Origin of the sequence: Vibrio crassostreae, from assembly GCF_041439375.1 — a bacterium.
GTDB lineage: Bacteria > Pseudomonadota > Gammaproteobacteria > Enterobacterales > Vibrionaceae > Vibrio > Vibrio crassostreae_D.
The window spans coordinates 144,298-167,234 of sequence record NZ_JBGONY010000003.1 but is presented as its reverse complement, the minus strand read 5'-3'; the positions used below and the strand labels follow the sequence as shown (position 1 = coordinate 167,234).

Below are 22,937 nucleotides of genomic sequence, written 5' to 3'. Positions count from 1 at the left end.
ATTATCAAGCCGCAATGGATTAGGTAATTTATGATTTATTGCCCTTCCCTAGTTTTTATCACTGCTATTATCTGCAATAATGCAGCCTTAATCACACTTATTTGGGCTAACATGACTGTAGAAAACGAAGCTCTGACCCTAAAAAAACGCTTTCGTGGCTATTTTCCAGTGGTCATCGACGTGGAAACCGCAGGGTTTAACGCTGAAACCGATGCATTATTAGAAATCTGTGCCATTACGTTAAAAATGGATGAGAACGGAGATCTGCACCCTGCATCAACGCTTCATTTTCACATTGAGCCTTTTGAAGGCGCAAATATAGAGCAGGCAGCATTAGACTTTAACGGAATTAAAGACCCATTTAGCCCATTACGTGGTGCTGTGTCGGAACAAGAAGCCCTTAAAGAAATCTACAAGCTAGTGAGAAAAGAACAAAAAGCTTCTGATTGCAGTCGCGCAATCATGGTCGCTCACAATGCTACGTTCGATTTAAACTTCGTTAATGCAGCAAGTGAGCGTTGTAAGCTTAAACGCGTCCCTTTCCATCCATTTGCAACTTTTGACACAGCAGCTCTTAGTGGTCTTGCCTACGGTCAAACCGTTTTGGCTAAAGCTTGCCGCACTGCGGGGATGGAATTTGACAACAAAGAAGCACACTCTGCTTTGTATGATACGCAAAAAACCACAGAGTTATTTTGCGGCATCGTAAACAAATGGAAAGCCCTTGGTGGTTGGCCTCTTGTTGACGAAGAATAAAAAATAGAGTCGGTAAACGTTCACTCGTATTGCCTTCATAAAAACACAACATCCCGAGAATAATATGAATCCTGTTGTAATTTCAGTTTGCATCATGCTTGTTTTAGCTTTGATGCGCGTAAACGTTGTCGTGGCTCTCACGTTCAGCGCAATTATCGGTGGCGTAGCCTCTGGTATGAGTGTGAACGATGCTGTAGCAGCTTTCGAAAGTGGATTAGGCGGTGGTGCAACTATCGCACTTAGCTACGCAATGCTTGGTACCTTTGCTGTTGCTATCTCTCGTTCTGGTATCACAGATCTCCTTGCTCAAAGCGTGATTAAACGTATTCACGGCAAAGAGAACAGTGCGGCATCTAATGGTCTAAAATACGGCATCCTTGCGTCTTTGATCTTAGTGACCATGTCTTCGCAAAACGTGATTCCTGTACATATCGCCTTCATCCCAATTTTAATCCCACCTCTATTAGGCGTATTCGCAAAAATGAACCTAGACCGTCGTCTGGTTGCGTGTGTACTTACTTTTGGTCTGATTACTCCGTATATGGTTCTACCTATCGGTTTTGGTGGCATATTCCTAAACAACATTCTGCTTAAAAACCTTCACGACAACGGTCTTGAAAACGTAGTAGCAAGCCAAGTGCCAATGGCAATGTTGTTACCGGCTGCAGGCATGATCTTTGGTCTTCTTACGGCAGTATTCTTTACTTACCGTAAGCCACGTCAATACAAAGAAACGTCTCATACTGTTGTTTCAACCGAAGTGAAAGAGATCAACAAGAAGCACATCCTAGTGGCTGCTGCTGGTATTGTTGCTGCACTAACGGTTCAACTGTCGACAGGTTCTATGATCATCGGTGCTTTGGCTGGTTTCATGGTATTCACCTTCGGTGGTGTAATCGCTTGGAAAGAGACACACGATGTCTTCACTAAAGGCGTTCACATGATGGCAATGATCGGTTTCATCATGATCGCAGCGGCAGGTTTTGCGGCAGTTATGAAGCAAACAGGTGGCGTTGAATCTCTGGTTGAAGCACTTTCAACCAGCATTGGTGACAACAAACCTCTAGCGGCACTGCTTATGCTAATCGTTGGCCTATTGGTAACAATGGGTATCGGCTCTTCGTTCTCTACGATTCCAATTCTTGCGACTATCTACGTTCCTCTAGCGGCAGCATTTGGTTTCTCACCAATGGCAACGATCGCTTTAGTAGGTACAGCTGCAGCGCTAGGTGATGCGGGCTCTCCTGCTTCTGACTCAACATTAGGTCCAACATCGGGTCTTAATGCTGATGGACAGCATGAGCACGTTTGGGAAACCGTTGTACCGACATTCTTACACTACAACATCCCACTGATCGTATTCGGTTGGGTTGCGGCTATGGTTCTGTAATTGGGTTCTTTAGCTAAGAATCAATACGCAATAAACCGTAAGTAGTAAGCTGTAAGCTGTAAGCTGTAAGCTAAAGAAAGACATTATAAAGACTGCCTTGTGCGGTCTTTTTTGTTCCTGGGATTCATTCCACTCTTCCTTCCCCCTCACTCTCAATGAACCAGCGACGCCAAACAAAAAAAGCTTACTCTGATGAGTAAGCCTTGGACATAATTTACGTTAATACAGACAACTCTCGCAGAATTATGCCGCGGGAGCGTTATTCACCAATACTTCGCGAATAGACTTAAGCGTCGCTTCCGTTGAATGGTAATCCAGTTCTACTGCCGTAAAAATACCATTTACTTCAAGCATTAACGTCGGGTAAGAATGCACACCGATCGCTTCTTTAAAGCCTAACTGGTCATCTAATTCGCTTTCCAATAACTTACTAGAAAGATCATTTTCAAACTGTTGTACATTCATCCCTAGCTCTTCAGCTAACTGCAAATGCGTTTCTTGACTGTGTGGCAACATCGCACGAAGGTAGTAAGCGTGTTGAATTGCTTCAAGCATCGCTTCGTAATGGTCTTGAAAACCAGCAGCGATCACGGCACGACAAGCAGGGTAAGTGCTGCGAACTGGTTGGCATTCAGTCCAGAATTCGTGGTTGAACTCAGTACCCAACTTAGCTTCAATCTGCTTCCAGATAGCTTGCAGCTTACCTTTCATCTCTTCTGACATTGGATCTTCAGAATCAGGGGCCAAACCACCGACTACGTAGTTAAACTCAATACTCGCAGGTAGCTGCTGTTTTAAGAGTTCTAATGTTGGCTTATAACCCCAGCACCAACTGCACATTGGGTCATGCACATAATGAAGTTTTACGTCCATTGTTCATTCCTTATCGAGTCTTTCAAACCATTCAAACAAAAAAGGAGCCTCATTAAGGGCCCCTTCCATTCAATATTTAAGCGCAAAGGCTTAAAGCTTACTCAGCGTCGTCGCCAGCTACTTTAGCAGCCGCTTCTTTAACGATTGGCTGAAGTTCGCCTTTTTGGAACATCTCAAGAATGATGTCACAACCACCGATCAGCTCACCGTCAACCCAAAGTTGTGGGAAAGTTGGCCATTGTGCGTAAGCAGGAAGCTCTGCACGGATATCAGGGTTTTGTAGGATATCTACGTAAGCAAATTTTTCGCCACATGCCATTAGAGCTTGAGACGCTTGAGAAGAGAAACCACAGCTAGGTAGCTTAGGAGAACCTTTCATGTACAGTAGAATAGTGTTTTCTTCAATTTGCTGTTTGATTTTATCGATAGTTTCCATTGCTTCCTCGTTAATGGATTACGGCTTTTATTGCCTTTATTCTACCCCAAACCAAAAGAATAAAAACCATATAAAAAAAGCGGTTAACAAGCTAAGCTAACAATTCACACAAAAGTGATGAAATAAGCTTTTAATAAAGTAAAAACTTGCTAAACTATATCGCAAGTCAGCAAATTGACCATGGTTGGCAGTATAGCGAGCCATGAATAATAATATCACTGGAAGCAATCGAAAGAGTTAACTCTTTCATATCAATGGAGAATTGAGCAATGGCATTTGAACTACCGGCTCTTCCTTACGCGAAAGACGCGCTAGAACCACACATCTCAGCAGAAACGCTAGATTTCCACCACGGTAAGCACCACAACACTTACGTTGTGAAGCTAAACGGTCTTATCCCAGGTACTGAGTTTGAAGGCAAAACACTAGAAGAGATCGTTAAGACTTCTACTGGTGGTGTTTTCAATAACGCTGCTCAAATCTGGAACCACACGTTCTACTGGCACTGTCTTGCTCCTAAAGCAGGCGGCGAACCAACTGGCGCTGTTGCAGAAGCTATCAACGCTGCATTCGGTTCTTTCGAAGAATTCAAAGCGAAGTTCACTGATTCAGCAATCAACAACTTCGGTTCTTCTTGGACTTGGTTAGTTAAGAAAGCTGACGGTTCTCTAGACATCGTTAACACTTCTAACGCTGCTACTCCTCTAACAGAAGAAGGTGTTACTCCACTTCTAACTGTTGACCTATGGGAACACGCTTACTACATCGATTTCCGCAATGTTCGCCCTGACTACATGGCTGCATTCTGGAACCTAGTAAACTGGTCTTTCGTAGAAGAGAACCTAGCTAAGTAATTATTACTTACGCTGCGCTATTTATAGCGAGTTATCTATTGAAAGCTCATGCTTCGGCGTGAGCTTTTTTGTATCTGTCGTATTCCACAAAATCTCGACATTTCGTAATCAACTTGCCGATAGAGATTACTTCTCGACCTATTGATAGCGTTCTTCCCCCCGCTGTATAAATTCTCTATTTGCCTGTCATTAAACACTAAAGTTTGCCGACTCCATGCCGTTAAAGGTGTATCCAATGAGAGGCGACATGCAAATACATACTTTAGACAAAGCAGGAATCATCAACGAACTGAAGTTCGGCATCGGGATCAGCCAAGCGGTTGAGCAAGGTCGCCGTGCAGATTTCGCGTTGCTGTTATCTATGTTTTCTAATGATGTTCGTGATTGCACGCCGATTGACACCATTGAAATCACAGAGACCAATGAAATCACAGAGACCAATGAAGATCGCCTCCGTAAACAATTCGGCGTAGCAGAACCTCAACAACTGCGTTCAAACCAGTCGTCGTATGAAATTTCAGCTCAACAATCTAATCATTTTCATCAAGCCAGCCTTGCCAGCGCCAAGCTCAGCCATTACTTAAAGCCTGAAGCGCTTGCCTTCATGCCTGAAGATACGGGCGACTTACCCGAAGAGGTTTATCAAAATCTTTCTGGTCATGACCGACGCAAACTAGCAAGCAAGGATTCACCTGATTTGCCACATGCCACGCTCTACAATGATCTAACTACCGCGCAACGTCAGTATCAAATTCAAGCTCAAGTATAGCGGTCACCTAGCTTTCCCTTTTTCGCTGTCTATCCACCGCTATTCTTCGATTAACTCACGTCCTTAAAGCATTCACACGAGTGATATGAACCACCAGCCTTAGGCAACCTACAAACACCAGATGTTGGTTACCGCTTGAAGTTACTGCAAAATGTGACTTGCCACTAAGTTCATAAAAACTTATTAATGGGTACAGCTTAGTTTGAACCAATTCACACCCATCGTATGAAATTTAACCCATCCTTATCCGACATGGACAACTTGTTTAGGTACTGGGATGGAAATAAAAAGCTCAATCATATTGGTGACATCTGCCGGCTCGCGACTGGGAGGAACGATTGCGAACCACTTTGTTAACCTTGGAGCCACAGTCATCCTTTGCGATAAAGACACGGAAGCACTTCAAGCAACTTATTCGCAATGTACTCGGTTCTCCGACTCTGTTTACCATTACACGCTCAAAGGAAATGACAGCCAAGCGATTCTCAGCGTGTTTGATTTTATTCAATCGACCTTCAATACCACACCGGATGTACTGGTCAATAACTGGATCAGCTCCCCTATGCCTAGCCTAATTGGTGATCAGCCTGTCAGTACCTTTATTAATGACCTCTCATCTAAGGCATCGACCCTTTTCGCATTTGGACAAATCAGTGCAGAGAGGCTACGAGAAGAAGATAAAGAAGGCGTGATTGTAAATGTGATATCTCACGATGACTTCCATGATGTGTCAGGCTTAGAGAGCGCAAACTCCATGATTACCGGCTTTACCCATAGCTGGGCGAAAGAACTGACTCCATTTGGTATTCGAGTCGGTGGTGTTGTGCCCGCGGTTCATAACTCTGACGGTAAACTCAACCGATGCCATTGGGCGCAACTGCAGGATGAACTAACCAGAACAACAGAATATATTGTCTCTAATGATTACTTTAGTGGGCGAGTTGTGGCTGCTGAGGTTTAGTCCCCCCCTACTTCAAGTAAATGCGCGCAATTCATTTATCATTAAGTCGATCACTTTAGCCTTCCAAAGTCCTCAGACTAGCCAGCAAACATAAAAAAAGCCCCAGTCTCTCGACTGGGGCCTTCATCTTTTCCCGATAGATAAGTATCGTGCTAGCGAAAACTTATCTCAAACTAATGCTTACTTATTATGCGTTAGCTTTTTCTTTTTTAGCTTTTGGCGCTTTCGCTTCAGCTGGCTTTTGGTCTGCTTTCTTAAGAATAACTGTAGTACCTTCGAAAGTTTCGCCTTCAACGTATGGTTGGCCGAAGTAAGAAGTTGTTAGAACTTCTTTTAGCTCAGTGATTAGAGGGTAACGTGGGTTAGCACCTGTACACTGGTCATCGAACGCTTCAACAGCTAGCTCGTCTAGTTTAGCGATGAAGTCAGACTCGTTAACACCCGCAGCTTGGATAGATAGTGGGATGTCTAGGTCTTTCTTAAGCTCTTCTAACCAAGTCAGTAGACGTTCAATCTTCTGAGCAGTACGGTCACCAGCTTGGCTTAGGCCTAGGTGGTCAGCAACTTCAGCGTAACGACGGCGTGCTTGTGGGCGGTCGTACTGAGAGAATGCAGTCTGCTTAGTTGGGTTATCGTTCGCGTTGTAACGTACAACGTTTGAGATAAGTAGTGCGTTAGCAAGACCGTGTGGTAGGTGGAACTCAGCACCAATTTTGTGAGCCATTGAGTGACACACACCTAGGAATGCGTTCGCAAATGCTACACCAGCGATAGTTGCTGCGTTGTGTACTTTCTCACGAGCGATTGGGTCAGCCGCACCATTTTTGTAGCTTGATGGTAGGTATTCTTTAAGCATCTTAAGTGCTTGAAGAGCTTGACCGTCTGAGTATTCGTTCGCTAGAACAGATACGTAAGCTTCAAGAGCGTGAGTTACTGCATCGTAACCACCGAACGCTGTTAGAGACTTAGGCATGTTCATTACAAGGTTCGCATCAACGATAGCCATGTTTGGCGTGATTTCGTAGTCAGCTAGTGGGTATTTAGCACCAGTCTTGTCGTCTGTAACAACAGCGAATGGAGTAACCTCTGAACCCGTACCTGAAGTAGTAGTAATACATACTAGCTCAGCTTTTTGACCCATTTTAGGGAACTTGTAGATACGTTTACGGATATCCATAAAGCGCATTGCTAGTTCTTCAAAGTGAGTTTCTGGGTGCTCGTACATAACCCACATGATCTTAGCAGCATCCATTGGAGAACCGCCACCTAGAGCAAGGATTACGTCAGGTTGGAAGCTCTTCATTGCTTCAGCGCCTTTCTCAACAACAGATAGCGTTGGATCCGCTTCTACGTCGAAGAAAGTTTGAACTTCGATGCCTTGTGCTTTAAGCAGGCTAACTACGTCATCAGCGTAACCGTTGTTGAATAGGAAACGGTCAGTTACTAGGAATGCGCGTTTCTTACCTTCTAGGTCGCTCATTGCGATTGGAAGGCTACCACGACGGAAGTAGATAGACTTAGGTAGTTTGTGCCACAACATGTTTTCAGCTCGCTTCGCTACAGTTTTCTTGTTGATAAGGTGCTTAGGACCTACGTTCTCAGAGATAGAGTTACCACCCCATGAACCACAACCTAGAGTTAGAGAAGGTGCAACGTTGAAGTTGTACAGGTCACCGATACCACCGTGAGTAGTAGGGATGTTGATTAGAATACGAGCAGTCTTCATCTTGTCACCGAAGTAACGGATGCGGTCTGCGTTAGTATCTTGGTTAGTGTAAAGACCAGATGTATGACCAATACCACCGATTTCAACCATAGTTACCGCTTGAGCAACAGCATCTTCGAAGTCGTCCGCACGGAATAGACCTAGAGTTGGAGATAGTTTCTCGTGAGCGAATTCGTCATCGTAAGAAACTTTACCAAGACCTTCACCTACAAGTACTTTTGTATCAGCAGGAACTTTAACACCAGCCATTTCAGCGATTGCTGGAGCAGGCTGACCTACGATTTTAGCGTTTAGGTTGCCGTCGATAAGCAGTACTTTGCGTACTTTATCAGCGTCAGCTTTAGATAGAACGTGAGCTTTGTGAGAAGCGAAACGCTCTTTTACTTCGTCATAGACTTCGCTAACTACAATAGCTGCTTGCTCAGAAGCACATACAACGCCGTTATCGAATGTTTTAGACATAAGGATAGAAGCTACAGCACGTTTGATGTCAGCTGTTTCATCGATAACTACTGGAACGTTACCAGCACCAACACCGATAGCAGGCTTACCAGAAGAGTACGCTGCTTTAACCATGCCTGGACCACCAGTAGCAAGGATAAGTGCGATACCGTCGTGCTTCATAAGCGCGTTAGAAAGCTCTACAGATGGTTGGTCGATCCAACCGATGATGTCTTTTGGAGCACCCGCTGCAACAGCTGCGTCTAGAACTAGTTTCGCTGCGTCGTTAGTTGAGTTCTTTGCACGTGGGTGTGGCGAGAAGATGATGCCGTTACGTGTTTTAAGAGAGATTAGAGATTTGAAGATTGCTGTAGAAGTTGGGTTCGTTGTTGGAACGATACCACAAATGATACCTACAGGCTCAGCGATAGTCATTGTGCCTAGGTTGTCATCTTCTTCTAAGATGCCACATGTTTTTTCGTCTTTGTATTTGTTGTAGATAAATTCAGATGCAAAGTGGTTTTTGATAACCTTATCTTCAACAATACCCATTCCAGATTCAGCAACTGCTTGTTGTGCTAGTGGAATACGAGCGTGGTTAGCAGCAAGAGAAGCTGCACGGAAGATTGCGTCTACTTTCTCTTGAGAGAATGTTGCAAACTCTTCTTGTGCTGCTTTAACGCGAGCTACTAGAGCATCAAGTTCCGCTAAGTTAGTTACAGGCATGGTGGATCTCCTAAAATAATAAATATTAAAAACTTTTTATTAATTTCGCTGCTTGCTTTTAACCTCAAACAACAACGTTCTTAGTAAATTGCTTTCAGGACTGAGTATATTATTTCACTGTATGAAAAAAATTGACCCAGATCAGTTACCCCAAAAGAATTAACCAAAAAGTAGTAAGGCAATCGCAAAAATGAACTTAAGATACTGATTTAAATAGATTAAAATCACACTTTCCGTTAGCACAAAAAACAAGCAAACAGACGGCTTTTTTCTACATTGCGTCATAAACTGTAAAAAAGTTTCATTTTTAGTCCGTTAAATTACATGTATACAGCTATATTCGTGCTACTGAGAGTATATCCATACCGTTGCACGGGCTAGATTCTGACATAATTTTTATTAAATCCGTGCGACAGTTAACAGTTACTCAATAAAAAATTACAAAATCAAACAACAGCAGCAAGCTTGCAACAAGGAAGATACAAAAGTGAGATTCAATTAGTTTTTCTACAAAAAAACACCCATTTCAAGTTAGTTTTTTTCATTCGTGTAAATTGAGTTTGTCCCTTACATTACGCGCCTAGACTATTCACAGATCAAACCTTCAACCTTAAGTACGCTAACTGGAGAACGCTCTCATGCAAGGCTTAGAACTCGCAATTTTTATGCAATTCTTCCTTGGGCTTGTTGCTGCCGTAAACCCAATCGGCATCATGCCTGTTTTTGTTTCTCTTACTGCTCATATGCCGCCAGAAGAGAGGAACAGGACAGCCTTACAAGCAAACATTGCTGTTGCCGTGATCCTCATTGTCTCTCTTGTTGCGGGGCAAATGCTGCTTGATATGTTTAGTATCTCGCTGGACTCATTTCGTGTTGCAGGTGGTTTACTATTACTGAGCATCGCATTTTCGATGATGAGCGGTAAGCTCGGTGAAGATAAGCAGAACAAACAAGAAAAATCTGAATACATCAGCAAAGAGCAAATCGGTGTTGTTCCACTTGCTATGCCGCTAATGGCAGGTCCGGGTGCAATCAGCTCGACCATTGTTTACGGGTCTCGCTACCCTGCTGCTATTGATACGGTAGGAATCGGCATTAGCATCATCGCATTCGCAACATGCTCTTGGCTTTTGTTCCGTTCAGCACCAGTTATCGTTCGTTTCCTAGGTCAAACGGGTATCAACGTGATCACTCGTATCATGGGTTTGATCCTTGGTGCGCTAGGCATCGAATTCATCGCCAATGGCTTACGTAATTTGTTCCCAGGTTTGGCATAACGTTTAACGGCATTTCGGTTGCTCTATAAAGGGCAACAATATTGAAATATAGATGAGGCGAGTAAAGCAATTGGGCTTTCACTCGCCTCGTTATTATGAAGCTAGTATAATGACTGTTAATGCATTTAACAGAAGATGAATCTCTCCTTATGTCACGCAAGCCACTCAAGCATCATTTGTACGTCATTATCTTTGGTACTCACACGCCTGCCGGACGTGCATTTGATATCTCTCTGATCGTTGCAATCTTGGCTTCGCTGTTAGTTCTAATCTTAGAGTCCATTCCTAATGTAATGAGCGAATGGTCACAACAGTTGCGTTATATCGAATACACCTTTACTGCACTCTTCACTCTTGAGTATTTGTTGAGGCTTTATTGCTCTCCAAAGCCAAAATCTTACGCTACTAGCTTTTATGGTGTCGTTGACCTATTAGCGATTCTTCCAACCTACTTAGCGATCATCTTCCCTGGCGCTTCGTTTATGGGTGTGGTGAGGCTGCTTCGTGTGATGCGTATCTTCCGAATCCTAAAACTGGTTCGCTACCTGCAAGATTCCAATATTCTGTTGCGCTCACTGTTAATGGCAAGACGAAAGATACTGATCTTCTTCAGCACCGTTGGGATCTTAGTCGTTATCTTTGGTGCTCTGATCTTTGTTATTGAAGGACCAGAAAATGGCTTCACTAGTATTCCTCACAGCATCTATTGGGCAATCGTGACCATCACGACAGTGGGATATGGTGACATGGTGCCGCAGACCGCGCTTGGCAAAGCCATAGCATCACTGACCATGCTATTGGGTTACTCAATTTTGGCGGTGCCGACAGGGATTATTACTGCAGAACTCAGTAATGAAATGAACTCACACAAAGAGTTGGTTAAGTGTCCTAACTGCAACCGAGCGGGTCATGATTCTGACGCCATGTATTGCAAACACTGTGCAAGCGAATTGGCAGATCCAGACAAGCGTGTCGTCACCGACAAGACCGAATAAAACCAAAAAAGAGCTCCTAAGAGCTCTTTTTTGGTTTTCTTAACTATCTAACAGCCATCTGTGAAAACTTCCACTTGGTAGTCATCATTTGCTTCCATCGCAGCCGTGTATTTCACATAGCATTGGGTCTTCTCGATAGCGGTATTGAAGTCATTGGGAAGAACGTCCGACAAATATTCCGATCGGGTAATCAGCCACAAATCAGGGTCGCCAACAGACCCATTATTATGTGCAGCCCAAGTCCACTCTTTCGTTAAATCATGGTACCCAGAATCAATCGCCAAAAAGTTTTCCATTCCCCCTTTTTCAACAGCAGGGTAGCCAAACTGTACGCTTCCGTAGTTTGGTACGAGGTAACGTTCTTGGTCTTCCATTCCTGCCACAGCTGCTTTTTCGAATGCTAAATCCGCTGCGGTATGGACTGATGCCCCTAACCCTTCCATAACCGAAGCCCTAGCATCATGTTGTATGTTTAAAAACCTAGGTGCTGCAACAACCGCTAAAACACCAATAATGACGATAACAACAATCAACTCGATAAGAGTAAAACCTTTAAGGTTTGCTTTCATTTTCTAGCTCCAACTTTAAGACGCACGAAAGGTAAGGTTTTAAAGTCAGGCTTCTGTCATCAGAAACAAAAAAAGCGCCCTAAGGCGCTTCTTCGTTAATTATTCTCAAAAATGAGGCAGTTACGCTTTCTCAGCTAAGATAATGCGTAAAGTACGACGTAGTGGTTCTGCAGCACCCCAAAGCAGTTGGTCACCAACAGTGAATGCGTTTAGGAAGTCGTTACCCATCGACATCTTACGCAGACGACCGACTGGTACAGACATAGTGCCTGTTACTTTCGCTGGTGTTAGCTCCTGTGCTGTGATGTCGCGGTCATTAGGAATCACTTTAACCCAATCATTGTGTGTCGCGATGATCTCTTCAATCTCATCCATTGGAACGTCTTGCTTAAGCTTGATCGTTAGTGCTTGAGCGTGGCAACGCATTGCACCGATACGTACACAAGTACCATCGATAGGGATTGGCTGACCATCTAGGCCAAGAATCTTGTTCGCTTCAACGCCCGCTTTCCATTCTTCCTTGCTTTGGCCGTTTTCACGCTTCACATCGATCCAAGGAATCAATGAGCCAGCAAGAGGAGCACCAAATTGGTCTGTTGGGAATGAAGATGAACGAATCGTATCCGCAACCTTCTTATCAATATCAAGAATCGAGCTTGAAGGATTTGCTAACTCAGAGCTTACGCTGTCGTTGATCACACCCATTTGTGAGATCAGCTCACGCATATTCTTAGCGCCAGCACCCGATGCCGCTTGGTAAGTCATCGCACTCATCCACTCGACCATGCCTTTTTCATATAGGCCGCCTAGTGCCATAAGCATCAAGCTCACAGTACAGTTACCGCCAACGAAAGTGTTGGTGCCGCTGTGAATGCCTTGCTGGATTTGAGCCAAGTTAACAGGATCAAGAGTGATGATTGAATCAGCATCCATACGTAAGGTAGAAGCCGCATCAATCCAGTAACCTTTCCAACCAGCTTGACGCAGCGCTGGGTATACTTTTGATGTGTAATCGCCACCTTGGCAGGTAATCACAGCATCAAGCTGTTTTAGGCTATCAATATCAAAAGCGTCTTGAAGTAGACCCGCATCTTTGCCGCCTAGAACAGGGGCAGGAATACCAATCTGAGATGTGCTGTAATAAACAGGCTCAATCAAGTCGAAGTCTTTCTCTTCAACCATACGTTGCATCAGTACAGAACCAACCATACCACGCCAACCAACTAGACCTACTCTCATCGCTCACTCTCCATGTATAAATTAAAAATTGCTCTCCCCCATCTATAAGTTTTTCAGAAACAGAACTCAAGTGCTTTTTGTCAAAAAGTGTAACTTTTTCGTTTCTTTTAAGTGAACGTAATGAATCGTGCAGTTATCTCTGTATCGGCATTCCATCTCCACCTCATTGATTAAGCGCTCATTATCGACAAATTCAAACATTTACAACGCCAAAACCGCTTGAGTCGACGCTCATCACAAACAGTAAATCCCTCTTTCAAACCAAGGTTAATCAGAGTTTTATTTTACAAAACGAAAACAACGTGCGACAGATTTCAACATGTAACAATCATGAATTTAACAATATTTTAGATTATGGAACCACAATTGATTGGGTTAATAGTCAAATATCACAACTTGGGCGTATTTTTTCGATATAATAAACTAATTACTGTAGTGTCCGTTCTGCACCACACACTATAACGAAGCACTATAAATGCTCGAAATTACAAGAGGCTTTTATGAAGCAGAGTAAAACTCGCCTACCGAACCTATTACAGGTATTCATCGCGTTAGGACTATTTCTATCCCTTGCTTTTTCCTTTACTGCAAAGCTTGACCTTCCAATTCAACTTGCCTTGTATATTGGCTGGTTCATTATCATGGTTCTTGGTATTCGTCTTGGACACCAATACAAAGACTTAGAAAAAGCAGCACTCAAAGGAATATCCAATGGCTTAGGCGCGGTTTTAATACTTTTAGCCGTTGGCGCTCTTGTTGGTACTTGGATCTCAGGCGGGATCGTACCTACTATCATTTACTATGGTCTGAAAGCTATCCACCCTTCTATCTTCCTTTTAGCGACCATGATTATCTGTTCTCTAACCGCATTGGCGACCGGTACTTCTTGGGGCGCTGCGGGTACAGCAGGTATCGCGATGATGGGTATCGGCCAAGGCCTAGGTGTTCCAGCACCGATTACTGCAGGTGCAGTGCTGTCAGGTTGTTACTTCGGTGACAAGATGTCTCCGCTTTCTGATTCAGTGATTCTGGCTTCTTCAATGTCTGGTGTTGAAGTAGTTGAACACATCAAGGGCATGCTTCCAGTTGCATTAATCAGCTACGTGATTACAGGCATCATGTTTACTGCGTTTGGTTTCCACTATGCGGGTAACGTGGACATGAGCCAAGTAGACTCTGTAATCAAAGCAATGGAAGTTCAGTTCTACATCACGCCTTACTCATTCGTTCCGGTACTTATCGTGCTTGGTCTGTTGGCTTTCCGTATGCCTTCATTCCCGGTAATCAGCTTCGGTTCTCTGCTGGGTATTATCTGGGCGGTCATGATCCAAGATATCGACTTCCTAACGGCATTCAACACGGCTTGGGCACCGTTCTCAATCTCATCTGGCGTAGAGTTTATTGATTCGATTCTTAACCGTGGCGGCATGTCTTCAATGCTGGGTTCAGTTGCGGTTATCGTATTTGGTCTAGGTTTTGGTGGCTTACTGGATAAAGTGGGCGTACTAGAGACAATCGCTAAGGTGTTTGAGCGCCGCGTAAACAGCGCAGGTTCACTAGCGACTAGCACAATTGGTACGGCTTTCATGGGTAACGTGTTCGGTTCTGCAATGTACGTATCGTTAATCCTTACACCAAAAATCTGTGCGAAAAACTACGACCGTTTAGGCTACAAGCGTAAGAACCTATCGCGTAATGCTGAGTTTGGTGGCACGTTAACGTCGGGTATGGTTCCGTGGAGTGATAACGGTATCTACATGGCGAGTATTCTTGGTGTTGCGACGCTGTCTTACGCACCGTTCATGTGGTTAAGCTTCATCTGTATCATCGTGACTATCGTGACATCTTACATGGGTTGGTTCGTTGATAAGTGTGAACCAACAGCACCAGCGTTTGAAGCTGAAGAAGCAACAGAGTTAAGCAAGCAACAAGCTTAAGTTCAGGAGCTAACGCTTTCGAACGTAACTCAAAACGTTAATGGTTAAATGCAAAAAGAGCGCCCTAGGGCGCTCTTTTTTGATCTGCTGATTTACTTATTTGTTGGCGGTTCGTTTACCCAACCAGTAACCGATACCTAACGGAGCAAAGAACACCACTAAGATAAACAGGATGAAGTAGATAATCACACCTTTGATTAACTCCATCAGTTTATCAATCGCAAGTACCACCACCTCTTGAGAGACGCGATCAAGGTCTTGTGTGAACAGTTCTCTCTCTGAAGTCACAATACCCGCAATCTCGATGCGCTCTTTGGCAATCATCTCTACAAGTGCTTCTCTCTCACGTGTCACCATTTTTTCTAAAGCCACACGTTCATCGCTCAACATCGCCAGTTTTTGGTCTGTTTTGTCACTAAGATCATTGAGCAATGGCTGCATTTCTGCCGACATAATAGAGGCTAGCGTTTGCATGTATTCTGGGTTGTTCTCAATAAAGTCTTGCATGCTTGCTGATGTTTGACGAAGGCTTTCTAGCGTCATCGATAGGTCTTCACCCGTTAGCGAGCTATTCAATGTAACCAACTCGGCTTTCCACGTCATCAGTTTCGGTGTCTGGTCAGCCATTAAGCTTAAGCGGTCTGATGCATCGCTCATTGCTTCTGGCATGGTGCCTAAGCTCTGGAGGATTTGCGACTCGTCTTTACCAAGGTAACTTAGCCATTCACGGTAAGCAGGCGTGCTTCTGAATGTGAGGTCTTTAAATGGGTGGCTAGCGGCAAACTGAGCAACGAACGCTTTGCTTTTTTTGAAATCACTGGAGCTCAATACACCCTTTGCCAGTTTCTCTGCTTCTTGGTCAAGAAAACGAGCAGTCTCTACCGCATCATCCGTCGCGAACAGGTCCGCGCCATCGCCTTGGCTATAAAACTGATTCATTTGGGCAGTGAAAACCCACGAGTCAATTAACGCAGACATTGGGGAAGTTTGGTAAGCCGCTTGTTGTAATCCCTGCTCTGCATGGATCTTCCAAAGCAACACATAAGATTGATGTAAAGTGTCATCAGCAGGATAAAATTGCGCGATTAAATCAGCCGAGTCTTCTACTCGTGTAAAAAACATCTTGGCGTATTCACGCGTCATGAGCCGAGCATTTAACTCTTGTTGAGTGAGAGGCGTCGTTTGACTATCTAACTTAACTTCTAAGAGAGAACAACCACTTAGCACAATGCTAAGCACCAACACCATCCAACTTCGAATCGAAACACGTAACATATAAACCTCTGACAAAGACTAAGGGCGCGGATTGTATGAGCGCTTCGTCAGAGTATTGTCAAAATTCCTGTAAAAGTTAACGCTGACTGTCTAAATATTCATGAGCAGAATCCACAGAGGCTTTTATTGCCTGCTCTAGTTCTTCTAAGTCGTGTTCGCTGATGGCTCTGGACTGCTTCATTGTCATTTCAATACTCGCGGCAATAATCGCCAACCGAGACGCTTTGATACTGCCAGCCACACCTTTTAAGCTATGTACAATGCGAGCGGCAGAGGTTTCATCTTTGGTCAGCAAAGATTTAAACTTCTCGTAGTCACCGGCATGATCTTGTACAAACACACCAAGCAACAGTTCGACAGATTCAGCATCACCATCGAGTGTTTCTAACATGTCTTCGATATCAATTGCAGGCTTTGAATCTGTCACACTAGCAATGTGCTTTTCTTCTACTGGCGTCGGTTCAAGGCCTTGCTCAACAGAGTGTTGCTGAACATGCCTTGAGACGCTAACACTCTGCGGAGGTTGAGGGTCGGAATACTGGTTCGTTGACGTGTTCTCGGGCACATAAGCGTCATTATCTGCTTGTTTCACGGCTGAGGAAACCACGTCGCTTGAAGAAGCCTTTTCTTTACTGGAATCAATTTCAGGCTCAGAACTGAGTTCGTGACCGGCTTCTGTAATCGTTTTTTTGGATCTAACGCCCCACAACACTATCCCGCTCATTGCCACTAAGCTTAGACCTAGCATCACCAACAATAAGTTGAACTGACGATCGTGGAACTCAGCTTCGAGTTTAATGATCTGTTCATTCACTGAGTTTTTCTTAATCTTATCGACCAAATAGTTAAGCTGAGCATAATCACTCAACAATGCTGACGCATCAGCCAGTAGTTGTTGGAGTGCATCTTGTTCTTCGGTTTCTAATGAATAAGATTTTTCTAGAATGGAATCAAAGGATCGATAAGTCGCTGACGAACTTTGATTGTCAGAGTACATTGCTTCAAATACCACAACTCCGAATTCATTTAGTAGTGGCTTTAGCTTAGGGGAAAGCTCTTTATCAGCACGCAACATCTTAATGTTATCAACAATGTCTTGAACTTGGCTTTCGATCGGAATGAACTCATCGAACTTTTCTAGGAACTGATCGGCTACGTACAACAGTTGGTTCACATCAGGACGAAACAAGGCGTGTTGGAAATCAGATTCAATCTGCAGTCGGATCGAATAAACTAACTGAGCGTCGAGTGCGAGATCATTGATACGAGAGACTCGAAGCGGTTCTGAGAAATAGAGCGATTGCCTCAATTCGTTGACTCGAATACCGAGCTCTTCGATTTGAGCAAGAGAATTGGTGTAGGAACGGCTTAGATTAAGAAGAGCCAATGAAGGAAGTAGCCACAGAGCCAAGAGCACAACCAAGAAGGTCGCTGGTTTTTTAAAGCGTTTGGGCTTTGCTACTGATTGTTCCATCTATATTCCTTGTGCGTGTTAACTTGAAGCCATGACACTTACTAAAAGATTGAGCACAAAATAAGCGACAACATCCTGCTGCCGCTTTTATCCGTTAACTTCGGACTATGACTTATTCCGAGTCAGTTGGTCACGTAAGTTCGGTGGAGTGCCTTTAATCGTAAGCGTGTCTGTCTCCGGATCGTAAAAGATACGTTCGCCTAGAAGCAGACTATCAAAACTAACATTCAAACCGCCACCAGCACCAACAAATTTTGTTAGTTTACGCATAGTTGCGCGATCGGCTGGGAAGCTGTCTTCTAGCTCGTAGCCTTGCTCACTAGTATAGTCAAAGAAGCTGGTACCATCTGTGCTTGCTGGCAATTCTCCAGAAAGTTCACGCACTTGTACTTCATCACCGGCTTTAAGCTGCTCGTTACAGTAATCCGCAACCTGCTTTTTGTAGCTGATCGCTTCTTCTTTCTCTAATTTAGAGTCAGAAACGAAGTCTTCTACCGCTTGCATCAGTACTTGGTTTTGTTGTTTCGCATCCAAACCGACTTCAGCTTGTAAGAAATCTAAGAAGAAATCCGCGACTTTACGGCCAACACGTCCTTTAATGTAAGTTAAGTAACGGTTTGACTCTTTATCAGTCTCATAAGTAGAAAGGTCTAGGCGAGCCGCGATATCCATTTTTGAGATATCAAGGTAGTCAGTCGCACTAATATCAAGCCCTTCAGTTACCTTTAGGCTTTGGTTTGAAGGCAATAAACCAATGAAAAGGTAATCTGTTGCAAGTGACTGATATTCGGCCATTACCAAGATACCTTCGTCAGCGAATGGGTACTTTGATAGTTCGTCTTTTAGACGTTGCGCACTCTTTTGAGAAAAATCGTAAAAGTTTGTCTCACCAGCACGAAGTTGATGCAACCACTGCTGGAATTCGCTGTCAGATTTGAAAGAACCAAACCCTTTGCCTGCTTTTGAATTAAAAACACGGTGAAGTTCAGCAACTAGGCTTTCAGATGAAGCATCGTTTTCTAGAGATTCAGCACGATAGTTAACAATCAGCTCATCCTGATCGTTCTTACTCAGCTGGTGTAAAATTACGTTGGAAAGGTGAAGGCTCATAGTGAAAATATTACCGTTCAGGTTTCAGTTGTCGTGCATAGTAGGTTATCATAAGCCGCTTTTACTATCATTATTAGAGTCCTTATGCCGATTATATCTAAATACACAGATGATCAAGTTGAAAAAATCCTAGCTGAAGTAGGTGCTGTACTATCTAAGCACAAAGCTTCGCCAGAACTTTCACTGATGATCGCTGGAAATATCGCAACCAATGTCTTAAATCAGAATGTTGCTGCTTCACAACGCAAAGGAATTGCTGAAAAATTTGCCGAGGCTTTAATTTCTTCTCTTGAAGATAAAAAGTCTCACTAAATTTGATTGACGGATAAAAGAATTATAAATGGTAGACAGCGCAAACTCATATAGCGATCGTGTATCTCGACTGGTTGGTTGGGGTCACTGGTTTGCATTTTTCAACATCATTGCTGCGATGTTGATTGGTACTCGTTATATTACTCAATCTGCTTGGCCAGAAACCTTGCTAGGTCAATTTTATTTGGCTGCATCGTGGGTTGGTCATTTTGGCTTTTTAGTGTTCGCGCTCTATCTATTAGTGCTGTTCCCGCTCACTTTTATTCTTCCGTCGAGGAAGTTATTACGTTTGGTTGCGGTTTGTTTTGCGACCATAGGTTTAACTGTCCTACTGATTGATACCCAAACGTATCAAAATATAAACCTCCACCTGACACCTGTCGTGTGGGAGGTTTTATTCAGTGGAGAGGAATCTGCATTCACGTCTGATTTGCAGCACCTCTTCATTGTTATGCCATTTATCTTCTTACTACAGCTTGGTCTGTCTGAGTGGGTTTGGCGTAAGCAGCGTAAACTGTCTCATAAACACATTGGCCGTCCGATTACTGCCGTCTTCTTCTTGTGTTTCATCAGCAGCCACTTGACCTACATGTGGGCTGATGCGTATTTCTATAACCCAATTACTAGCCAGAAAGCGAACTTCCCACTGTCTTACCCAATGACAGCGAAAAGCTTTATGGAAAAACATGGCCTATTAGATCGTGAAGAGTACCTTGAGCGTTTAGAAGCGAACAAAGAGAACGTAAACCTAGTTAGCTATCCGCTAGAAAAAATTCAATACAACCGCCGCAGTGATGATCTTAATATCCTGATGGTGAGTGTGAACAACCTTCGCGCTGACGCACTAAATGCGACAGCGATGCCAAACAGCTATGCTTACGCACAACAGTCGATCAACTTCACCAACCACTACAGTTCAAGTAACGATATGTTTGGTATTTTCGGCTTGTTCTACGGCCTGCCGAGCAGCTACGCAAGCAGCATCGAAGCTCAAGGGTCAAGCGCAGTACTGTTGGATGTATTAGATAATCACGATTATAAGTTTGCTGCTTTCAGCGGCGACAACTTTAGCGATACACTTTACTCGGATATTATCTTCCGAGGCCGTGATGTTATGCCACAGCAAGCAACTTATGATGACCAGAGTGCAATCAAAGCTTGGTCTGATTGGATTCAATCACCACAAGCTAAACGCCCTTGGTTTAACTTTATTGAACTGACTACACTGGATAACTTCGCCAGCTACGATTCAAGTTCAGAGTCGGACTCAACGTTAACAACAGCAGAACGTTTTGCTGCAGATTATCAAAAGTCAGCAACAGCGGCCGATGCTCAGTTAGCAACTATCTACGCTGAACTGGAACGCTTAGAGCTCGCCGACAACACAGTAGTTATCATTACCTCTAACCACGGTACTGAGTTTAACGAAACCAAAACCAACAGCTGGGGTGCAAACTCCAACTACAGTCGTTATCAGTTACAAGTACCGCTGTTTATCAGCTGGCCAGGTAAGTCTGCTTCTGAATACACGCACCGTTCTAGTCATCTAGACGTATCAGTAACACTGATGCAAGAGCTATTGGGCGTATCTTCGAACCCAACGGACTTCAGTAGTGGTCGCAGCCTGTTTAATGAGCGTAAGAGAAAGTGGATCCTAGCGGGCGACTCTCGTGAACTTGCTCTTGTTACTGACCAACAAACAACGGTATTAGATAAATTTGGCAACTACAAATTGTACGACCAGAATTACAAACGCTTGAAAAACGTAAGCCCTCGCTTACCTGTGTTGATGCAAGGCCTAACCGAGCTACAGCGTTTCTACACAAAAAATGACTAAATAATCAGCACACAGAAAAGGGAAGCCAAGCGCTTCCCTTTTTTATTGCCGTAAGTGATTAGAAAACAAGCAACAACACAAAATTATGAAAATTAAGGGTTTACAAGATCCTCTGCCCCTTATATTATTCACGCCACTGGAGGGATGGCTGAGTGGTCGAAAGCACCGGTCTTGAAAACCGGCAACCGTTAATAGCGGTTCTAGGGTTCAAATCCCTATCCCTCCACCACATTAAAGAAAGCCGCTGAGAAATCAGCGGCTTTTTTGCATCTGAAGCTTTTTAAAATATAAAGCTCATCTAACAAGACTCTATCCACTCTCATTTTCAAACCCATTCACTTGATACCTACTCTTAAATTCCGATCTCAGAGTTCTAAGCTAAAAGCTCCTAGTTAAGAGTCCCTAGCTGAAAGTTCTTATGCATAAACCACTTCCCTCATAACTTTACCTGCAAGCCAAATAGATACTTTCTTTTTAATGGCACGGAAACACTTCGCGTATAACGAAAGTTAAGAATTCTTGGCTTATTGAATATAAGGTTTGGTCTGCTTCTTAATAAACCGAGCGAAAAACAACCATCCAGAACAAAAACACCAAAAAGCGTTCATAAAAAAAGCAGTCAGTTGATAAGGGTATTTACAAGCGAAAGCCACCCTTATATTATACGCGCCATTGGAGGGATGGCTGAGTGGTCGAAAGCACCGGTCTTGAAAACCGGCAACCGTTAATAGCGGTTCTAGGGTTCAAATCCCTATCCCTCCACCACATTAAAGAAAGCCGCTGAGAAATCAGCGGCTTTTTTGTATCTGGAGAAAACCTAGTTCAACAGGTCAACTATTCACGGCTAGTGCCGCTTTCAATAACTGCATGTGAATAGGAACCAGATCTTGATGCTGTGTTCGATAGCCACCACCAACAACACACGCCATCGGAATGGAGTCTGATTTCGCTAAGCCGATCATCAAGCAGTCGCGTTCAAATATGCCTTGAGTAGACACATTCAAATAGCCCAGTTCATCGTCTTGATGGATGTCGATACCCGCATCATAGATGATGAGATCAGGTTGATGATGGGCAATCGCCAGCTTAGTGACTTGTTCGAAACACCTTAGAAACTCTTCATCTTCAGTTTCACGGCTTAATGGCACATCTAAATCCGATAATGGCTTTCGTGCAGGGAAATTTTTGTCACAGTGAAAAGACAGAGTAATAATCTCATCGCTATCTTGGCAAAGCGTCGCAGTGCCATCGCCATGGTGAACATCACTATCGACAATCAACACTTTATCTATGTGCTCAAAGGTCAACGCGTGCTTTGCTGCCAGCACAAGATCATTCAACAGACAAAAGCCACTACCAAAGTCATGATGCGCGTGATGGTAGCCACCACTCAAATGAATCGCTAAACCACTCTCTATCGCCATTTCTGCGGCCAAGCAAGTTCCTCCGCTGGAATAGAGCGTTCTTTCAATAAGTTGCTCACTCCACGGAAAGCCGATACGCCTCATCTTTGCCGCAGGCAGGTTTCCAGAAACAAGCAAATCGACATACTCGCTATCGTGTACCTGTTTTACTTGCTCAACCGAAACGGGCGTTGGTTGGAACACTTCAAACCTGCTCTTCCACAAGGGTTCGCTATCCATTAGCGCCTCAACAGCACTGTGTAACAACTGATATTTGTTAATCGGATAACGGTGACCTTCAGGTAAAGGCAGTTGCGAGTAGATTGGGTGGTAAATTAAAGGAATCATAATCAAGTTAATTGCGTATCTTTCTCAAAATCATAACAGTCTCAGCCTTGGCGACAACCTTAATTAATGATAATGATTATCACTACAAAACTTTCAACAAGAGACGGCAATGAAAAACGTAATACTCATCCTTGGGGTGATCTGCGGTTCGATGGCTGCAGTAATGATTTTTGTAGGAATGCTAATGGCCAGTTGGTGGACCGTTGATTTTCTCGTGTTAAGCCATCAA

General features: G+C 43.7%; 19 protein-coding genes and 2 tRNA genes. 12 read left to right on the top strand and 9 right to left on the bottom strand.

The features are described from left to right. The first annotated feature begins 111 nt into the window (after positions 1–111). Together rnt and ACED45_RS02895 are read left to right on the top strand one after the other, a co-directional pair. The gene (gene rnt / locus ACED45_RS02900; protein ID WP_017061178.1) at positions 112–756 is read left to right on the top strand and encodes a ribonuclease T; all 645 of its coding nucleotides are present in this window, start codon (positions 112–114) and stop codon (positions 754–756) included. Between the two features lie 64 nt (positions 757–820). Then, positions 821–2,146 carry a Na+/H+ antiporter family protein gene (locus ACED45_RS02895; protein ID WP_371713280.1) on the top strand — a complete coding sequence of 442 codons (1,326 nt, stop codon included), beginning with the start codon at positions 821–823 and terminating at the stop codon, positions 2,144–2,146. 243 nt (positions 2,147–2,389) lie between these two features. Here ACED45_RS02895 and ACED45_RS02890 read toward each other — a convergent pair whose 3' ends face one another. Then, on the bottom strand, positions 2,390–3,019 hold the full coding sequence (locus ACED45_RS02890; protein WP_017079304.1) for a DsbA family protein: 630 nt from the start codon (positions 3,017–3,019) through the stop codon (positions 2,390–2,392). Between the two features lie 97 nt (positions 3,020–3,116). After that, a complete protein-coding gene (locus ACED45_RS02885) occupies positions 3,117–3,455 on the bottom strand; it encodes a Grx4 family monothiol glutaredoxin (RefSeq protein ID WP_017076187.1) in 339 nt (112 codons plus the stop codon). A 269-nt stretch (positions 3,456–3,724) separates the two neighbouring features. Between ACED45_RS02885 and sodB the strand changes: the two genes are divergently transcribed. From sodB to ACED45_RS02870, 3 genes are all read left to right on the top strand, one after another. Further along, entirely contained in the window at positions 3,725–4,309 is a 585-nt protein-coding gene (sodB, locus tag ACED45_RS02880; RefSeq protein WP_004734050.1) for a superoxide dismutase [Fe], read from the top strand. Between the two features lie 247 nt (positions 4,310–4,556). After that, on the top strand, positions 4,557–5,078 hold the full coding sequence (locus tag ACED45_RS02875) for a VC2046/SO_2500 family protein (RefSeq protein WP_371713279.1): 522 nt from the start codon (positions 4,557–4,559) through the stop codon (positions 5,076–5,078). Positions 5,079–5,355: 277 nt separating this feature from the next. Beyond that, entirely contained in the window at positions 5,356–6,039 is a 684-nt protein-coding gene (locus ACED45_RS02870; protein ID WP_146492258.1) for an SDR family oxidoreductase, read from the top strand. A gap of 187 nt (positions 6,040–6,226) precedes the next feature. On the opposite strand, the gene adhE is transcribed toward ACED45_RS02870, so the two are convergent. Continuing rightward, a complete protein-coding gene (gene adhE, locus ACED45_RS02865; RefSeq protein WP_123304746.1) occupies positions 6,227–8,932 on the bottom strand; it encodes a bifunctional acetaldehyde-CoA/alcohol dehydrogenase in 2,706 nt (901 codons plus the stop codon). Positions 8,933–9,570: 638 nt separating this feature from the next. On the opposite strand from adhE, the gene ACED45_RS02860 reads away from it, so the two are divergent. Beyond that, the gene (locus tag ACED45_RS02860; RefSeq protein ID WP_004734056.1) at positions 9,571–10,209 is read left to right on the top strand and encodes a YchE family NAAT transporter; all 639 of its coding nucleotides are present in this window, start codon (positions 9,571–9,573) and stop codon (positions 10,207–10,209) included. Between the two features lie 149 nt (positions 10,210–10,358). Then, the gene (locus tag ACED45_RS02855) at positions 10,359–11,204 is read left to right on the top strand and encodes an ion transporter (RefSeq protein ID WP_327784273.1); all 846 of its coding nucleotides are present in this window, start codon (positions 10,359–10,361) and stop codon (positions 11,202–11,204) included. Between the two features lie 47 nt (positions 11,205–11,251). Here the strand turns inward: ACED45_RS02855 and ACED45_RS02850 are convergent, their stop codons facing one another. Continuing rightward, complete coding sequence (locus tag ACED45_RS02850; protein WP_371713278.1) at positions 11,252–11,773, bottom strand: prepilin-type N-terminal cleavage/methylation domain-containing protein; 522 nt, start codon at positions 11,771–11,773, stop codon at positions 11,252–11,254. Positions 11,774–11,893: 120 nt separating this feature from the next. Then, positions 11,894–13,012: an aspartate-semialdehyde dehydrogenase gene (gene asd / locus ACED45_RS02845; RefSeq protein ID WP_017629874.1), complete on the bottom strand. Its 1,119-nt coding sequence runs from the start codon at positions 13,010–13,012 to the stop codon at positions 11,894–11,896. A 500-nt stretch (positions 13,013–13,512) separates the two neighbouring features. On the opposite strand from asd, the gene nhaC reads away from it, so the two are divergent. After that, a complete protein-coding gene (nhaC, locus tag ACED45_RS02840) occupies positions 13,513–14,949 on the top strand; it encodes a Na+/H+ antiporter NhaC (protein WP_017063453.1) in 1,437 nt (478 codons plus the stop codon). A gap of 96 nt (positions 14,950–15,045) precedes the next feature. On the opposite strand, the gene ACED45_RS02835 is transcribed toward nhaC, so the two are convergent. From ACED45_RS02835 to yejK, 3 genes are all read right to left on the bottom strand, one after another. Next, on the bottom strand, positions 15,046–16,224 hold the full coding sequence (locus ACED45_RS02835; protein ID WP_371713277.1) for a chemotaxis protein: 1,179 nt from the start codon (positions 16,222–16,224) through the stop codon (positions 15,046–15,048). A gap of 76 nt (positions 16,225–16,300) precedes the next feature. After that, positions 16,301–17,698 carry an Hpt domain-containing protein gene (locus tag ACED45_RS02830; protein ID WP_102433623.1) on the bottom strand — a complete coding sequence of 466 codons (1,398 nt, stop codon included), beginning with the start codon at positions 17,696–17,698 and terminating at the stop codon, positions 16,301–16,303. Positions 17,699–17,803: 105 nt separating this feature from the next. Further along, positions 17,804–18,808 (bottom strand): nucleoid-associated protein YejK, encoded by a 1,005-nt coding sequence (gene yejK, locus ACED45_RS02825; RefSeq protein WP_017061190.1) that lies wholly within the window; start codon positions 18,806–18,808, stop codon positions 17,804–17,806. 84 nt (positions 18,809–18,892) lie between these two features. Here yejK and ACED45_RS02820 point away from each other — a divergent pair, with 84 nt between their 5' ends. The 4 genes from ACED45_RS02820 to ACED45_RS02805 all read left to right on the top strand — a co-directional run bounded on the left by ACED45_RS02820 (position 18,893) and on the right by ACED45_RS02805 (position 21,722). Then, positions 18,893–19,120 (top strand): YejL family protein, encoded by a 228-nt coding sequence (locus ACED45_RS02820; protein WP_017068253.1) that lies wholly within the window; start codon positions 18,893–18,895, stop codon positions 19,118–19,120. Between the two features lie 28 nt (positions 19,121–19,148). After that, entirely contained in the window at positions 19,149–20,957 is a 1,809-nt protein-coding gene (locus tag ACED45_RS02815; RefSeq protein ID WP_102433622.1) for a DUF3413 domain-containing protein, read from the top strand. 138 nt (positions 20,958–21,095) lie between these two features. After that, positions 21,096–21,186 (top strand) — tRNA-Ser (locus tag ACED45_RS02810). A 445-nt stretch (positions 21,187–21,631) separates the two neighbouring features. Then, positions 21,632–21,722: transfer RNA gene (locus tag ACED45_RS02805), tRNA-Ser, on the top strand. Positions 21,723–21,787: 65 nt separating this feature from the next. Here ACED45_RS02805 and ACED45_RS02800 read toward each other — a convergent pair. Continuing rightward, on the bottom strand, positions 21,788–22,708 hold the full coding sequence (locus tag ACED45_RS02800) for a histone deacetylase family protein (protein WP_048660797.1): 921 nt from the start codon (positions 22,706–22,708) through the stop codon (positions 21,788–21,790). Positions 22,709–22,937 lie beyond the last annotated feature (229 nt).

Excerpts from the sequence above, each read along its gene's own strand:
- adhE (WP_123304746.1), bottom strand. The coding sequence starts at position 8,932 with ATGCCTGTAACTAACTTAGCGGAACTTGATGCTCTAGTAGCTCGCGTT.
- ACED45_RS02860 (WP_004734056.1), top strand. The coding sequence starts at position 9,571 with ATGCAAGGCTTAGAACTCGCAATTTTTATGCAATTCTTCCTTGGGCTT.
- ACED45_RS02850 (WP_371713278.1), bottom strand. The coding sequence starts at position 11,773 with ATGAAAGCAAACCTTAAAGGTTTTACTCTTATCGAGTTGATTGTTGTT.
- ACED45_RS02875 (WP_371713279.1), top strand. The coding sequence starts at position 4,557 with ATGCAAATACATACTTTAGACAAAGCAGGAATCATCAACGAACTGAAG.
- ACED45_RS02835 (WP_371713277.1), bottom strand. The coding sequence starts at position 16,224 with ATGTTACGTGTTTCGATTCGAAGTTGGATGGTGTTGGTGCTTAGCATT.
- ACED45_RS02885 (WP_017076187.1), bottom strand. The coding sequence starts at position 3,455 with ATGGAAACTATCGATAAAATCAAACAGCAAATTGAAGAAAACACTATT.
- nhaC (WP_017063453.1), top strand. The coding sequence starts at position 13,513 with ATGAAGCAGAGTAAAACTCGCCTACCGAACCTATTACAGGTATTCATC.
- yejK (WP_017061190.1), bottom strand. The coding sequence starts at position 18,808 with ATGAGCCTTCACCTTTCCAACGTAATTTTACACCAGCTGAGTAAGAAC.
- ACED45_RS02855 (WP_327784273.1), top strand. The coding sequence starts at position 10,359 with ATGTCACGCAAGCCACTCAAGCATCATTTGTACGTCATTATCTTTGGT.
- ACED45_RS02815 (WP_102433622.1), top strand. The coding sequence starts at position 19,149 with ATGGTAGACAGCGCAAACTCATATAGCGATCGTGTATCTCGACTGGTT.
- rnt (WP_017061178.1), top strand. The coding sequence starts at position 112 with ATGACTGTAGAAAACGAAGCTCTGACCCTAAAAAAACGCTTTCGTGGC.
- sodB (WP_004734050.1), top strand. The coding sequence starts at position 3,725 with ATGGCATTTGAACTACCGGCTCTTCCTTACGCGAAAGACGCGCTAGAA.
- ACED45_RS02890 (WP_017079304.1), bottom strand. The coding sequence starts at position 3,019 with ATGGACGTAAAACTTCATTATGTGCATGACCCAATGTGCAGTTGGTGC.
- asd (WP_017629874.1), bottom strand. The coding sequence starts at position 13,012 with ATGAGAGTAGGTCTAGTTGGTTGGCGTGGTATGGTTGGTTCTGTACTG.
- ACED45_RS02800 (WP_048660797.1), bottom strand. The coding sequence starts at position 22,708 with ATGATTCCTTTAATTTACCACCCAATCTACTCGCAACTGCCTTTACCT.
- ACED45_RS02820 (WP_017068253.1), top strand. The coding sequence starts at position 18,893 with ATGCCGATTATATCTAAATACACAGATGATCAAGTTGAAAAAATCCTA.
- ACED45_RS02870 (WP_146492258.1), top strand. The coding sequence starts at position 5,356 with ATGGAAATAAAAAGCTCAATCATATTGGTGACATCTGCCGGCTCGCGA.
- ACED45_RS02830 (WP_102433623.1), bottom strand. The coding sequence starts at position 17,698 with ATGGAACAATCAGTAGCAAAGCCCAAACGCTTTAAAAAACCAGCGACC.
- ACED45_RS02895 (WP_371713280.1), top strand. The coding sequence starts at position 821 with ATGAATCCTGTTGTAATTTCAGTTTGCATCATGCTTGTTTTAGCTTTG.